The 14350-nt window shown below is 65.2% G+C and carries 11 protein-coding genes and 2 pseudogenes; 8 read left to right on the forward strand and 5 right to left on the reverse strand.

Features of this window, described 5'->3' with window-relative positions:
• Positions 1–80: 80 nt before the first annotated feature.
• The gene (locus tag FOM02_RS21555) at positions 81–272 is read right to left on the reverse strand and encodes a DUF1192 domain-containing protein (protein WP_027561141.1); all 192 of its coding nucleotides are present in this window, start codon (positions 270–272) and stop codon (positions 81–83) included.
• Between the two features lie 113 nt (positions 273–385).
• Here FOM02_RS21555 and FOM02_RS21560 point away from each other — a divergent pair.
• From FOM02_RS21560 to FOM02_RS21570, 3 genes and pseudogenes are all read left to right on the forward strand, one after another.
• Positions 386–1383: pseudogene (locus tag FOM02_RS21560) on the forward strand (NAD(P)H-quinone oxidoreductase).
• 140 nt (positions 1384–1523) lie between these two features.
• Positions 1524–4400, forward strand: a complete 2877-nt coding sequence (locus FOM02_RS21565) for an EAL domain-containing protein (protein WP_027561143.1) — start codon at positions 1524–1526, stop codon at positions 4398–4400.
• 243 nt (positions 4401–4643) lie between these two features.
• Positions 4644–4901, forward strand: a complete 258-nt coding sequence (locus FOM02_RS21570; protein ID WP_027561144.1) for a hypothetical protein — start codon at positions 4644–4646, stop codon at positions 4899–4901.
• Between the two features lie 174 nt (positions 4902–5075).
• On the opposite strand, the gene FOM02_RS21575 is transcribed toward FOM02_RS21570, so the two are convergent.
• Positions 5076–5339, reverse strand: a complete 264-nt coding sequence (locus FOM02_RS21575; RefSeq protein ID WP_027561145.1) for a hypothetical protein — start codon at positions 5337–5339, stop codon at positions 5076–5078.
• A 153-nt stretch (positions 5340–5492) separates the two neighbouring features.
• Between FOM02_RS21575 and FOM02_RS21580 the strand changes: the two genes are divergently transcribed.
• Complete coding sequence (locus FOM02_RS21580) at positions 5493–6989, forward strand: diguanylate cyclase (RefSeq protein WP_027561146.1); 1497 nt, start codon at positions 5493–5495, stop codon at positions 6987–6989.
• Between the two features lie 175 nt (positions 6990–7164).
• Here the strand turns inward: FOM02_RS21580 and galU are convergent, their stop codons facing one another.
• The gene (gene galU, locus FOM02_RS21585) at positions 7165–8040 is read right to left on the reverse strand and encodes a UTP--glucose-1-phosphate uridylyltransferase GalU (RefSeq protein WP_027561147.1); all 876 of its coding nucleotides are present in this window, start codon (positions 8038–8040) and stop codon (positions 7165–7167) included.
• 208 nt (positions 8041–8248) lie between these two features.
• Here galU and FOM02_RS21590 point away from each other — a divergent pair, with 208 nt between their 5' ends.
• Together FOM02_RS21590 and FOM02_RS21595 are read left to right on the forward strand one after the other, a co-directional pair.
• On the forward strand, positions 8249–9631 hold the full coding sequence (locus tag FOM02_RS21590) for a lytic murein transglycosylase (protein WP_416207788.1): 1383 nt from the start codon (positions 8249–8251) through the stop codon (positions 9629–9631).
• A gap of 170 nt (positions 9632–9801) precedes the next feature.
• Positions 9802–11163: pseudogene (locus FOM02_RS21595) on the forward strand (SGNH family hydrolase).
• A gap of 132 nt (positions 11164–11295) precedes the next feature.
• Here the strand turns inward: FOM02_RS21595 and FOM02_RS21600 are convergent.
• Together FOM02_RS21600 and FOM02_RS21605 are read right to left on the reverse strand one after the other, a co-directional pair.
• On the reverse strand, positions 11296–11667 hold the full coding sequence (locus FOM02_RS21600; RefSeq protein ID WP_027561150.1) for a CsbD family protein: 372 nt from the start codon (positions 11665–11667) through the stop codon (positions 11296–11298).
• Between the two features lie 60 nt (positions 11668–11727).
• Positions 11728–12465, reverse strand: a complete 738-nt coding sequence (locus tag FOM02_RS21605; RefSeq protein WP_027561151.1) for an SDR family NAD(P)-dependent oxidoreductase — start codon at positions 12463–12465, stop codon at positions 11728–11730.
• A gap of 97 nt (positions 12466–12562) precedes the next feature.
• Here FOM02_RS21605 and FOM02_RS21610 point away from each other — a divergent pair, with 97 nt between their 5' ends.
• Together FOM02_RS21610 and FOM02_RS21615 are read left to right on the forward strand one after the other, a co-directional pair.
• Positions 12563–13342, forward strand: coding sequence for an SDR family NAD(P)-dependent oxidoreductase (locus FOM02_RS21610; RefSeq protein ID WP_027561152.1), 780 nt, complete (start codon positions 12563–12565; stop codon positions 13340–13342).
• 98 nt (positions 13343–13440) lie between these two features.
• The gene (locus tag FOM02_RS21615) at positions 13441–14328 is read left to right on the forward strand and encodes a TauD/TfdA dioxygenase family protein (RefSeq protein WP_027561153.1); all 888 of its coding nucleotides are present in this window, start codon (positions 13441–13443) and stop codon (positions 14326–14328) included.
• Positions 14329–14350 lie beyond the last annotated feature (22 nt).

Consider the following 14350-nt stretch of genomic DNA (forward strand, 5'->3'; position numbering starts at 1 on the left):
TTGCGAGTGGCATGGGTCCCGGCTCTGCGGAGCGTCACTGCGTGCCGCACCGCGTCCGAGACACGAGAGCCGCGAAAATCCTACGACTTGAAAAAACTGTTCGCCGCATCGCGCGAGGCGCGCTTCTTGGTGGCGGCTTCTTCGAGTCTTGCGATCTCGGTCTTGAGGAGAGCGACGCGCTCGGTCAGCTCCTCTACTGACAAGAGTGAGAGATCCTGTCCGATTTCATGGCTGATCTTCTTGCGCGGGCGGTCGTCGTCTTCGATCGGCATGCTCGTTCCTCCTGCGTTCGCGCGAGCCACACGGCTGAGGCGGTTGCCAGCTTGGGCCGCGCTGGCTAAGCAAAGGCCTCGTTTCCTCCCGCACCTTTGCTCAAGGACACATCATGGACAAGCTGCCCGCGCAAATGACCGTGGTCGCCATCTCCAAGCCCGGCGGACCGGAGGTGCTGGTGCCGGAACAACGCCCTGTGCCGCAGCCCGGTCCGGACGAGATCCTGGTCAAGGTCGAGGCCGCCGGCGTCAACCGGCCCGACGTGGCGCAGCGCTCCGGCGCTATCCGCCGCCGCCCGGCGCCAGCGACCTGCCCGGCCTCGAGATCGCCGGCGAGGTGGTCGCGGTCGGCAGCAACGCCAAGCGGCACAAGATCGGCGACAAGGTGATGTCGCTGGTCGCCGGCGGCGGTTATGCGCAGTACTGCATCGCGCAGGACGCCCAGGCGATGAGCGTGCCGCCGGCGCTGTCGATCAAGGAAGCCGGCGCGCTGCCGGAAACCCTGATGACGGTGTGGCACAACGTGTTCGAGCGCGGCGGCCTCAAGGCCGGCGAGACGCTGCTGATCCATGGCGGCTCCTCCGGCATCGGCACCATGGCGATCCAGCTCGCGAAAGCGTTCGGCGCAAAAGTGTTCGTCACCGTGGGATCGCAAGACAAGGTCGATGCCTGCCTCAAGCTGGGTGCCGACCGCGCCATCAACTACAAGACCGAGGACTTCGTCACTGTCGTCAAGGAAGAGACCAACAAGGCCGGCGTCAATCTGATCCTCGACATGGTCGCCGGCGACTATGTCGACCGCAACTATGACGCCGCCGCGGTCGACGGCCGCATCGTCCAGATCGCGACCCTCAACGGTCCCAAGATCACCGCCAACATCGCCAAGGTGATGGTGAAGCGCCTCACCCATACCGGCTCGACGCTGCGTCCCCGTAGTAATGCGGACAAGGCGGCAATGGTGGCCGCAATCGAGCAGAAAGTGATGCCGCTTTTGCGCGAGGGCCGCGTCAAACCGGTGATGGACAGCTCTTTCCCGCTGGAAAAGGCGGCCGACGCGCACCGGCGCATGGAGACGAGCGCACATATTGGCAAAATTGTGTTGGAGGCCTAGGCCGCTGACCCACAGGGGACGGCGGAAACCCTTTGATTTTCCTCGCTTTCGTGGCATCTATCGCGACGCGCCGAACCACTTCCGGTCCGGTTTGAAAATGTCTTGCACTCGCAGTTTGCGTCGAACGCGGAGAACTGACCTTGCGTCTGATCAGGTGCCTCGCGCCCATCGCGCTGGGCCTCATGATTCTTGTCGCCGCGTATCCTGCGCGCGCGCTCGATGCTGTCAGCGTCCGTAGCGACGCGCCCGCGATCGACCTCACCGGCGTGCTCGAGCATCAGCGCAGCGATGCCGACCGCATCCAGGTTTCCACCGCGCCCGGCACCGACGGCATCGTCCGCCGCATCGAGGTGCGCGCCCGCGAGGGTGGCGTGAACTGGGTGGTGTTCGCGCTCGCCAACAACACCGACGACCAGCTCGACCGCCTGATCGTCGCGCCGCATTACCGCATCGTCTCCTCGGGGCTGCTCTGGCCCGACCTCGGGCTGTCGCGCATCGCGACCATCACGCCCTCGACCGGCGACCGGCCGGAGCGGCAGGAAAGCCCGACCGCCGACGTCTTCCGCATCACGCTCGACCCCGGCGCCGTCATCACCTTCGTCGCCGAGCTGCGCACCGACAAGCTGCCGCAGCTCTATCTGTGGGAGCCGGAAGCCTACAAGGACAAGGTCAACTCGTTCACGCTGTACCAGGGCATCGTGATCGGCATCTCCGGCCTCTTGGCGCTGGTGCTCACCATTCTGTTCGTGGTGAAGGGCAGCATCATGTTCCCGGCCGCCGCGGCGCTGGCCTGGGCGGTGCTGGTCTATATCGGCGTCGATTTCGGCTTCTGGGGCAAGGTGCTCGACATGTCGAACAACGCCGAGCGCATCTGGCGCGCGGCGGGTGAAGCGATATTGGCGGCGACGCTGCTGGTGTTTCTGTTCGCCTATCTCAACCTCAGTCGATGGCATGTGCGCTATTCGCACATCACGGTGGGCTGGCTGGCGTTCCTCGGATCCCTCGTCGCGCTCGCGCTGTTCGACCCGGCGGTGGCTTCCGGCATCGCCCGCATCTCGCTGGTGCTGATCGCCTTCGCCGGTTTTGCGCTGATCGTCTATCTCTCCACCCACGGCTTCGACCGCGCCGTGCTGCTGATCCCGACCTGGTTCCTCCTGGTGGTCTGGGTGGTCGCGGCCGGCATGACGGTGGCGGGCTCCGTCACCAACGACATCGTCGGCCCTGCCCTGCTCGGCGGCCTTGTGCTGATCGTGATGCTGATCGGCTTCACCGTCATGCAGCACGCCTTTGCCGGCGGCGGCGCCAGCACCGGCGTCGTCTCCGACATCGAGCGCCGCGCACTGGCGCTGGCCGGTTCCGGCGACCTGATCTGGGACTGGGACGTCTCCGCCGACAAGGTGTTCACCAGCCCTGAGACCGAAGCCCTGCTCGGCCTCAAGCGCGGTACGCTGGAAGGCCCGGCGGCATCGTGGCTCGAAGTGCTGCATCCGCTCGACCAGGACCGTTTCCGCGCCGCGCTCGACAGCGTGCTCGACCAGCGCCGCGGCCGGCTCGTCCAGGACTTCCGCCTGCGCACGCCGGACGGTCATTTCATGTGGTTCGCGCTGAAGGCGCGCCCGGTGGTCGGCTCGGACGGCGAGGTCTCGCGCGTGGTCGGCACGCTCACCGACGTCACTGAACTGCGCAACGCTGAGGAACGCCTGCTGCACGATTCCGTGCATGACAACCTCACCGGCCTGCCCAACCGCAAGCTGTTCATGGACCGGCTCGGCGCGGTCGCGCATTTCGCCAAGACCATGCCGACGCTGCGCCCGACGCTGATGGTGATCGACCTCGACCGCTTCAAGCAGGTCAACGATTCCGTCGGCATCGCGGTCGGCGATTCCATCCTGCTGACGCTGGCCCGCCGCCTCACCCGCATCCTGAAGCCGCAGGACACGCTGGCGCGGCTCGCCGGCGACCAGTTCGGCCTGATCCTGCTGTCGGAGCAGGACCCGGCGCGCATCACCGCCTTCGCCGAGACCATCCGCAAGACCATCCGCGCGCCGATCGCGTTCAACGACCGCGAGATCTTCCTGACGGCTTCAATCGGTCTTGCGCTCTCCGATCCGCAAGTTCAGCTCACGGACGAGATCATCAAGGACGCCGAGCTTGCGATGTATCACTCCAAGCGCATCGGCGGCGACCGCATCGACGTCTACAAGCCCGCCATGCGCGCCCGGAAGACCGACCGGCTGACGCTGGAGAGTGAGCTGCGCCGCGCCATCGAGCGGCAGGAGATCACCATCCTGTACCAGCCGATCGTGCGGCTGGAGGATCGTTCGATCGCCGGTTTCGAGGCGCTGTCGCGCTGGGATCACCCGAAGCTCGGGCGCATGGCGCCGTCGGAATTCATCACCATCGCCGAAGAGACCGGCCTGATCGTCGATCTCGGCATGTTCGTGCTCGACCAGACCGCAAAGCAGCTCTCAGTGTGGCAGCGCGCGATGCGCTCGCGCGAGCCGATCTTCGCAAGCGTGAACGTCTCCTCGCGGCAGCTGCTGCGGCACGACCTGATCCACGACGTCCGCACCGTGCTGTCGCGCTCCTCGGTGGCGCGCGGCACGCTCAAGCTGGAATTGACGGAATCGCTGGTGATGGAGAATCCGGAGCACGCAGCCCAAATGCTGACGCGCATCCGCGAGCTCGGCACCGGCCTGTCGCTCGACGATTTCGGCACCGGCCATTCGTCGCTGGCCTATCTCCAGCGCTTCCCGTTCGACACCATCAAGATCGACCAGTCCTTCGTCCGCACCACCAGCCGCGGCACCCGTCCGGTGATCCTGAAGTCGATCATCGCGCTCGCGCACGATCTCGGCATGGACGTCGTCGCCGAAGGCGCCGAGACCGATTCCGATGCGGTCGAGCTCTACCAGATGGGCTGCGAATACGCGCAGGGCTTTGCCTTCGGCGAGCCGATGGACGCTGACGCGGCGATGCGCTTTTTGACGGAAGTGCGGCTGGAAGCGGCGAGCTAACCCACCTCTCCCCTTCTTGGGGCCGTCCGCGCAGCGCGCGGGGTGAGGTGCCCGATCAGGCCCTGCTTGATCCAGATCAATGGTCCGCGGCTCAACCGCCGCGAAAAATGGCGCGCAGCATTCGATCCAGAACGGTTTCGTCATCGAGGCCGCTGGGCTCCACGTCGTTCTCGGTGTGCCCGCACGCGTCAAGCGCAACGGCTGGGATGAGCAGACCAAGCGCGTCCTTCTCAGGAGATACGGATGAACCGGCACCTTTTCTACGCGATCACCCTCATAGGCACCGGAATGTTCCTCGCCTCGTCGGCCGAAGCCGTGACGGCGGCACGATGCGAGGATCGAGGCGCAAACTGCATCGGCTCATGTGCCATCTACACCGGCGGGGCCGGTGACTTCAGGGGCCGCCAGAACGTCTGCATGCGCGCCTGCGACCAGCAGACGACCAGATGTCTGATACGAGCACACGCCGATGATGAACGCTGGTCCCGGTGGCGCCAATGAAGGCCTTGGTTTGACCAGTACTGTAGGGTGAGCAAAAGCGCACTTGCGCCGTGCCCACGACCCAACATCACAACTGAAGTGGTGGGCACGCTTCGTTTTGCCCACCCTACGATACTGTCGCGCTGCGAAACGACCTTCCCCTCCAGAGGAGAGGCAGCAGTGTCACTCGCCGTACTACCGGCGCCGGTCGTTCTTTCGCTTCGTAAACCGCACGCTCTGTCCGTCAGGCATCCGCGTCGCCACGAAGCCGGCGGCGAGGCAGGCTTCGCGCTGCGGCATCTGGATGTCGGGGCTGCGCAGGCTGTCCCACCACGAGGCGCGGTTCGCCGCGCGCGGCAGGGCCGCGCCGATGATCTCCTCGATCTGTTCGAATGTCAGGACGAATTCGGCCTGCTTCTGCCGCATCAGATAGTCGCGCAACGCATCGTAGTCGTTCACAATCGTCCTCTCGTGCGGGCTGGGTCTCGTCACGCGAGACCTGCCGAAAAACGCTAGCCCATTAAACCGATTCTTAACTCATCGCGGCTTCGCCGTCGCGGCTTAAACACTACGCAAGCTTTCGGGCGCATCCATCAGGATCGGGAGCGAGCGATGCTGTCTGGATGGCGCGAAGTCACGGCCCGCCGGCCGTGGCGCATTTCGGCGAAGCTGCTGATCATCTCGTCCGTGGTGACGGTGATCGGCTTTTCCGCCATTTGCGTCAACGTCATGCTGGACATGCGCCGCGGCGAGGAGGCGCTCGCCCGCCAGACGCTGGAGAACCTCGCGACGACCATCGAGTCCGACATCAGCCGCAACATCGAGATCTACGATCTGTCGCTGAAGGCGGTCGCCGGCAACATGCTGCTGCCCGAGCTCGCCACGGTCTCCAAGCCGATCCGTCACCTGATCCTGTTCGACCATGCGACCACGGCGAAGCATTTCGGCGCCATCCAGGTGTTCGATGCCGAGGGCCGGCTGGCCATCGACGCCTCCACGCTCGATCCGCTGCCGGAGAACCGCGGCGAGGAGGATTACTTCACGGTCCATCGCGACAATCCCGGTGCCGGGCTCTTCATCAGCCGGCCGATGCTGTTTCGCGGCGCCTATTCGATCGTGCTGAGCCGGCGCATCAGCGACAACGACGGCGGCTTCATGGGCGTCGTCGCCGGCTCGATCCGCTTCAGCTATTTCCACGAATTGTTCGAGCGGCTGAGCCTCGATCCCGACGACACCATCACCGTGCTCAAGCGCGACCGCACCATCATGATGCGGCGGCCGTTCGACCTCGACATCATCGGCAAGAACCTGAACGAGAGGCAGACCTGGAAGGCCGACAATCTCCGCATCGGCACCGCCTATTCGGGACAAGGCCCGGTCGATCCGACTCCGCGACTCTATGTCCGCAGCGGCGACAACGGTCCGCTGTTCGTGGTGGCGGGCAAGCCGCTCGCCGCGGTGTTCGCGCTCTGGCAGAAGGAGGCGTTTCGGATCGGCGCCGTGGTGCTGGCGCTGGCGCTGTTCATGCTGGCATCGACGCTCGTGCTCGCGCGCGAGATCGGCCGGCGCGCCACGGCCGAGCGCAAGCTCGAGGAAATGGCGACGACGGATGCGCTCACCGGCCTGAAGAACCGCCGCAAGTTCGATTCGGTCATCGACGTCGAATGGCGGCGCGCGATGCGCCAAAAGACGTCGATCGCGCTCTTGATGATCGATGCCGATCACTTCAAGGCCTACAATGACACGTTCGGCCACCAGGCCGGCGACCAGGTGCTGGTCGGCATCGCCATCTGCATCTCGGACTCGGTGAGCCGCGCCGGCGATTGCGCCGCGCGTTATGGCGGCGAGGAATTCGCGGTGCTGCTGCCGAACACCTCGGCCACCGACGCGTTCAAGGTCGCCGAGACCATCCGCGCCAAGGTGCAGGGCTGGTCCGACGACCAGGCGACATCGACTGTGTCCTGCGGCATCGCCAGCCTCGTGCCGGCGAGCGGCATGGACTGGTCGATCCTGGTCGCCGCGGCCGACAAGGCGCTCTATGCGGCGAAGGCGGGCGGGCGCAACCAGTCGGTGGTGGCAAGCCTGCCGAAGCTGTCGCTGGTGGCGTGAGGCGCGCTGTCGTTATGAGGCGATAACGCGCGCTTCAAAATCGGTGTCGTCCCATAACCCCAGGGAGTGGTTTGGCGAAGACTCGTCGTTCGGTACTGCGACCGAACGCGATCGATGGATTCCGCGGTATGGGTCCCTGCGTTCGCAGGGACGACGGCGGAATATGGGGCTACTACTATTGCCCCAGATACTTCTTCATCTCCGCGATCAGCCCATCGCGCAGCTCGGGGCGCTTCAGGGCGTAGGCGATGTTGGCGCGGAGGAAGCCGGGCTTGGAGCCGCAATCATGGCGCTCACCCTCGAACTCGACGCCGTAGAATTTCTGCGTCTTGGCGAGGCCGATCATGGCGTCGGTCAGCTGGATCTCGCCGCCGGCGCCGCGCTCCTGGGTCTCCAGGATCTTGAAGATCTCGGGCTGCAGGATGTAGCGGCCGGTGATCGAGAGGTTGGAGGGCGCGGTGCCCTTGGCCGGCTTCTCGACCATGCCGTCGACCTCGAACATCTTGCCGTTGCGCTTGCCGATGCCGCATATGCCGTATTGATGGGTGAGATGGTCGGGCACCGCCTCGACCGCGATCACATTGGATTTCTCGCCGAGCGAGGACGCCATCTCGATCATCTGCTTCAGGCAGCCCGGCGTGTTGAGCACGAGCTCGTCCGGCAGCACCACCGCGAACGGCTCGTTGCCGACGATGTCGCGCGCGCACCAGACCGCGTGGCCGAGGCCGAGCGGCGCCTGCTGGCGGGTGAAGCTGACGGCGCCGGCGTCCGGCTGGTTCTGCGCCAAAATCTCCTGCTCGGCCTTCTTGCCGCGAGCGGCCAGGGTGGTGTCGAGCTCGAACATCTTGTCGAAATGATCTTCGATGACATTTTTGTTGCGGCCGGTGACGAAGATGAAGTGCTCAATGCCGGCTTCCCTGGCCTCGTCATAGACGTACTGGATCAGCGGCTTGTCGACGATGGTCAGCATTTCCTTCGGCATCGCCTTGGTGGCGGGCAGCACGCGGGTGCCGAGGCCGGCGACGGGGAATACGGCTTTGCGAATCTTCATGGGATCGATCGAATACCTGAGGAAGGGAGCAATGGTATCTTGCTAGCCTGTTTGCAGCCGCCAACAAAGGCGGATGTGGGGCCTCCCGCTCACAGAGTTAAGAAAAAATCAGCCACCAAAATTTCACCTTTGTTAAGCTATTGGCAACCGTCGCCAGGCCTCTTGAACGGCGGATTTTCGGCCGGACGGACAGGACATGATGCAATCGATGGCAGCACTGGCGAAACGTGCCGGATCTTTGACCGGAGTGATTGTTGCAGTTGCAATACTGCTGCCGGCCAGCGTGAACGCCCAGTCGCAAAACGGCCTGTCGAACCTGTTCGGCGGCATTTTCTCCGGCCCCAATCCGGCGCCCGCGCAGGCCCCGCCCGGCCCCGGCGGGGTACAAACGGGAGTCCAACCTTGGAGCGGCGAGGACGGCGCCTCCGGCCATCCGCTGATGACGGCGGCAGCGATCCGCGAGGCGGCCTCCAATTTTGACAATTGCGTTGCCGGGATGTGGCCCGATGCCGCACGGCGCGGCATCACCCAGGAGAATTTCCAGCGCTTCACCGCCGGGCTCTCGCCCGACCTGCGCATCATGGACCTGATGGACTCGCAGCCGGAATTCACGAAATCGATCTGGGACTATCTCGACATCCTCGTGAACGACAACCGCCTCGCCAAGGGCCGCGAGGTGCTCGCCAAATACAAGGCGCAGTTCGACGCCACCGAGAAGGCATACGGCGTCGATCGCTACATCATCGCCGCGATCTGGGGCATCGAATCCAACTACTCGACACAGATGGGCGACCGCAGCGTGCTGCAATCGACCGCGACGCTCGCCTGCATCGGTCGCCGCCAAGCCTATTTCAAAGACGAGTTTCTCTCCGCGGTGGAGATCCTCAACCGCGGCGATCTCAGGCCCGAGCAGATGCGCGGCTCATGGGCCGGCGCGTTCGGCCCGACCCAGTTCATGCCGACTGCGTTCAAGCGCTTTGCCGTCGATGGCGACGGCGATGGACGGCGCGACGTCGTCGACAATCCCACCGACCTGATTGCGTCGACCGCCAACAACCTGAAGAAGGACGGCTGGCAGTCGGGCCAGACCTGGGGCTTCGAGGTCGTGGTGCCGCAGGGCTTCAACTACATGCTGGCCGATCGCGCCAAGGCGATGACGATCGCGCAATGGGAGAAGCTCGGCCTCAAGCGGGCGACGGGCCAGCCCTTCCCACATCCGGCGGAAAAGGCCTATCTGCTGGCACCGGCGGGCGCGCAAGGCCCCGGCTTTCTGATGCTGCAGAACTACCGCGTCATCATGAAGTACAATCCGGCCGAGGCCTATGCGCTGGCGATCGGCCATTTCGCCGATCGGCTGCGCGGTGGCCAGCCCTTCGTGCAGCCCTGGCCGCGCCAGGAGCGCGAATTGTCCCGCACCGAGCGGCTGGAGCTCCAGCAGCTGCTGGCCCAGCGCGGCTTCTACAAGGGCACCCCGGACGGCCAGTTCGGCGGCCAGACAAGGGAAGCCCTGCGCAATTTCCAGGCCTCGATCGGGGTCCCCGCGGACGGGTTTGCCTCCTCCGATGTGCTGGACCGGTTGCGCGGGCGGTAAAATCGCGCCGAAAGTAACCCTGAACAGGGATTTTGGCTGGCAGCCTTGACGGCGGCGGCAGTTCCCCGGTGTATGGGCAAAGAATCTGTGACGGAATCTGCCCGTTTGGCGCCTGATTCCGTTATTATATCGAGCCTATCCCGATCCCTATTGCGCGTGCCCGAGATCGCATGTCGAAGCCAAAGTCTTTCTTCAAGGCGCTGACCGAGACCGGCCCGTTGATCGCGCTGGGGACGGCGCTTGCGATCCTGGTCTCGATCGCGGGACCTGCCTCGGCGCAGTTCTTCAACTTCCCCGGCTTCGGCGGCCCACCGCAACGCCAGGCCCCGCCGCCGCGTCAAGGCGGTGGTGGCGGTGGCTGGTTCGGCGGTGATTTCTTCGCGCCGTTCCAGCAACCACAACAGCAGGCCCCGCGTCAGGATTTTTCGCGCGCGCCGGCACCAGCCAAGCGCGACACCACGCCCGACAAGAACGTGCTCGTGATCGGCGATGCCATGGCCGACTGGCTCGCCTATGGCCTCGAAGACGCCTACACCGAGCAGCCCGACATGGGCGTGATCCGCAAGCACAAGACCACCTCGGGCCTGATCAAGTACCAGCCGAAGGGCGAGCCCTCGGATTGGGCGGCGGCGGCCAGAGGTATCCTCGAGACCGAAAAACCTGACGTCATCGTCGTCATGCTCGGTCTCAACGACCGCATCTCGATCCGCGAGCCGGTTGTCGACAAGTCGGACAAAGACAAGGACAAGAAGAACGACAAGGGCGCGCGCGCCAAGCCGCAAACCAAGCCGGGTGAGGCCAAGCCCGGCGACGCCAAGCCGGACACCGCCGCCAAGCCCGACGACAAGCCGGCCGACACCGATCTGCCGCAGGATGATGCCGACAACGCCGACACGCCTGCGGCCGCGCCGGAAAAGACGGCGCGCAATCCGAACGGCGTCTATGAATTCCGCGACGAGCGCTGGGTCGAACTCTACGGCAAGAAGATCGAGGAGCTCGCGAACGTCCTCAAGGCCAAGGGCGTGCCGGTGCTCTGGGTCGGCCTGCCCGCGATCCGCGGCCCCAAGGGCACGGCGGACATGCTGTTCCTGGATTCGCTCTACCGCGAGGGCGCGGCCAAGGCCGGAATCACCTATGTCGACGTCTGGGACGGCTTCGTCGACGAAGCCGGCCGCTTCCTCCAGAAGGGCCCGGACTTCGAAGGCCAGATCCGCCAGCTGCGCAGCGGTGACGGCGTCTATTTCACCAAGGCCGGCGCGCGCAAGCTCGCGCACTATGTCGAGCGCGAGATCACGCGCCTGTTGGCGGCCGCTCCGGCCCGATCGCGCTGCCGAGCGAGCCGGCGGAAGAAGCCGCCGGCACCGCCACAGCAGCCGGCGCAGGCCGCGCCATCATTTCGCGATTTCTTCGGCTTCGGCTCGCCGCAGCCACCGCCGCGTCAATTCGCGCCGGCGCCGCGCAATCCGAATCCCAACCCCGCGATCCCGCGGCCGCCTGGCAATGTCGGGCGCTCGGCCGAGATTTTCCGGTAGCTTGCTGAGTGATGTCAGATGTCATTCCGGGGCGCGCATAGCGCGAACCCGGAATCTCGTGCCGTCACATCTGGATTCCGGGTCCGCCGCGTAAACGCGGCGCCCCGGAATGACGTGGCGGGTCGCTCAGCCTCAATAGCGCCAGCGCGACGGCGGCGGGCGACGTGCGGGGCGCGACATCAGCAGGGCGAGTGCGAAGCCGATACCGCCGGCGACCAGCAGCGCGCCGAGCGGATTGTCCTGCACCTTCTTCGACAGCGCCTGTGTGCCATCGCGGAAGGTGTCGCCGCTGTTCTCATAGGCGTCCTTGGCGTAGCCCGTCGCGGTGTCCGCAGCATCGCGCACGGCATCCTTGGCCTGGCCGTAGAGGTTCTGCACCGTGCCTGCGGCTTCGCGTGCCTTGCCCGACGCCTGCGTCTTGGCATCGCCTGCCATGTCTCCGACTGCGCCTTCCGCGCGTCCGGCATATTCCTTCGCCGATCCGACAATCCGATCCGTGTCCATGATGCTCCTCCTCGGGGGTCAGCCCAAGTAACCGATCAGGCGCGGCGGGGTTCCAGCGAGTTAGAGAATGAGTCCCCCATCGACGACCAGCGTCTGGCCGATGATGTAGGACGACAGCGGCGAGGCCAGGAACAGTGCGGCGCCCGCCATGTCGGCGGGCGTGCCCAATCGCCGCAGCGGAATGCGCAAAAGTGCACCTTCGAGCCGCTTGGGATTGTCCGTCGTCACCTTCGTCATCTTGGTGTCGACGAGGCCCGGCGCGATGCCGTTGACACGGATGCCGTCCTCGGCCCACGCCTCGCCGAGCGTGCGCGTCAATCCGACCGCGCCGGTCTTCGAGGCGTTGTAGGCGGGATTGCCCATGGTGGAGTGATAGGCCGCGGTCGAGGACACCATGATCAGCGCGCCCTTGGCGTCCCGCAACATGGAATGGAATCGCGTTGCGCACGCCATCAGGCTCATCAGATTGACCTCGACGACCTTGCGGAAGCCGCTCATCTCGAACTCGCCGCGGCGATAGATCACCGCCCCCTGCGCGAGCACCAGGATATCGAGCCGGTCGAAGGACGGCGTGAACGCCTCGATGGCACCGGCATTGCTGACGTCGAGTTGCGCGTACGCGAGACCGGTGAGATCGGAGCCTTCCGCCGCCGAATATTCCGTTGCATGAGCACGCGTGCCGCAAACCGCAACGCTAGCGCCCCTGACGCGAAAGGCCTGCGCGATGCCGTTGCCGATGCCGCTGGAACCGCCGACGACCAGCACCTGCTTGCCTGAGAAATCGAGCTCGTTCGCCATGGCGGCCTCCCTTCTTGTTTTGCTTGTTTGACCTGTCTGCGGATCGATGCCAGCCTTGTCAATCATAACAACAAGCAAGACGCTGCGAGGAAACAGCATGACCGAGTCCAGAGAGCTCAGCCGGTCGGTGAAGGGCCTGACCGTTCTCGTCACCGGCGCCGCCAGCGGCATGGGACGCGCGACCGCGCGCGTATTTGCGACCGAGGGCGCGAACGTTGCCGTCACCGATTATGACGAGCAAGGCGCGCTATCCGTTGCCAAGGAGATCGCGGCGAGCGGCGGCGCGGCGAAGGCGTGGAAGCTCGACGTCGCCGATGCCGGCGAGATCAAGCGCGTCGTCGGCGATGTCGCCGCGCATTTCGGCGGACTCGACATCATCGTCAACAATGCAGGCATCTCCGTACGCGTCCCGATCGACGACGAGACTTATGAAGACGCCTGGGCCAAGGGCATCGCCGTGATGCTGACGGCGCATCCGCGCATCATCCGCGCCGCGCTGCCGCATTTGCGTAAGTCGAAGAGCCCGCGCATCGTCAACATCGCCTCGACCGAGGCGCTCGGCGCCACCGCGCTGCACAGCCCCTATTCGGCGGCGAAGGGCGGCGTGGCGAGCCTGACCCGCTCGCTCGCGGTCGAGCTCGGCCGCGAGGGCATCACGGTCAACTGCATCTGCCCGGGGCCGATCCGCACCGCGATCACCGACCGCATCTCGGAGGAGCACAAGACCATCTACGCCAAGCGCCGCACGGCACTCGGCCGCTACGGCGACCCCGAAGAGGTCGCGCATATGACGCTGAGCCTGTGTCTGCCGGCGGCGTCTTTCCTCACGGGCGCGGTGATCCCAGTCGACGGCGGGTTGATGGCGCGCAACGCGTGAGAGCTATGCGCGCCGCGCGTTGACAACTCCGAGTGCAGGAGTAGCTTTTTCACTGACAGAGCGGGACCAACCGCTCGCAGCCAGCGGGAGAAAACGCCATGACGATCGCCATCCGGCAGCTTCAGAAGCATTTTGTCGGCGAGGTTTCGGGCCTCGATCTGCGCAAGCCGCTGACACCGGACGAGGCGCGCGAGGTCGAGGCGGGAATGGACAAGTACGCGGTGCTGGTCTTCCACGACCAGGACATCACCGACGAGCAGCAGATGGCGTTTGCGCTCAACTTCGGCCAGCGCGAGGATGCGCGCGGCGGCACCGTGACCAAGGAAAAGGACTACCGGCTGCAGTCCGGCCTCAACGACGTCTCCAATCTCGGCAAGGACGGCAAGCCGCTGGCCAAGGACAGCCGCACGCATCTGTTCAATCTCGGCAACTGCCTGTGGCATTCCGACAGCTCGTTCCGCCCAATCCCGGCAAAGTTCTCGCTGCTGTCGGCGCGCGTGGTGAACCCGAAGGGCGGCAACACCGAATTCGCCGACATGCGCGCGGCCTATGACGCGCTCGACGACGAGATCAAGGCGGAGCTCGAGGACCTCGTCTGCGAGCACTCGCTGATGTATTCGCGGGGATCGCTCGGCTTCACCGAATATACCGAAGAAGAAAAGGAGATGTTCAAGCCAGTGCTGCAACGGCTGGTGCGCACCCATCCGGTGCATCGCCGCAAGTCGCTGTATCTGTCATCGCACGCCGGCAAGGTGGTCGGCATGAGCATGCCGGAGGGACGCCTGCTGCTGCGCGACCTCAACGAGCATGCGACGCAAGCAGAGTTCGTCTATGTCCACAAATGGAAGCTGCATGACCTCGTGATGTGGGACAACCGCCAGACCATGCACCGCGTCCGCCGCTACGACCAGTCCCAGCCGCGCGACATGCGCAGGGCGACGGTGGCGGGGACCGAGCCGACGGTGCAGCAGCAGGCGGCGGAGTAGCGACATACTACCCTGTCGTCCC

The organism is Bradyrhizobium sp. SEMIA (assembly GCF_014844175.1).
Lineage (GTDB): Bacteria > Pseudomonadota > Alphaproteobacteria > Rhizobiales > Xanthobacteraceae > Bradyrhizobium > Bradyrhizobium arachidis.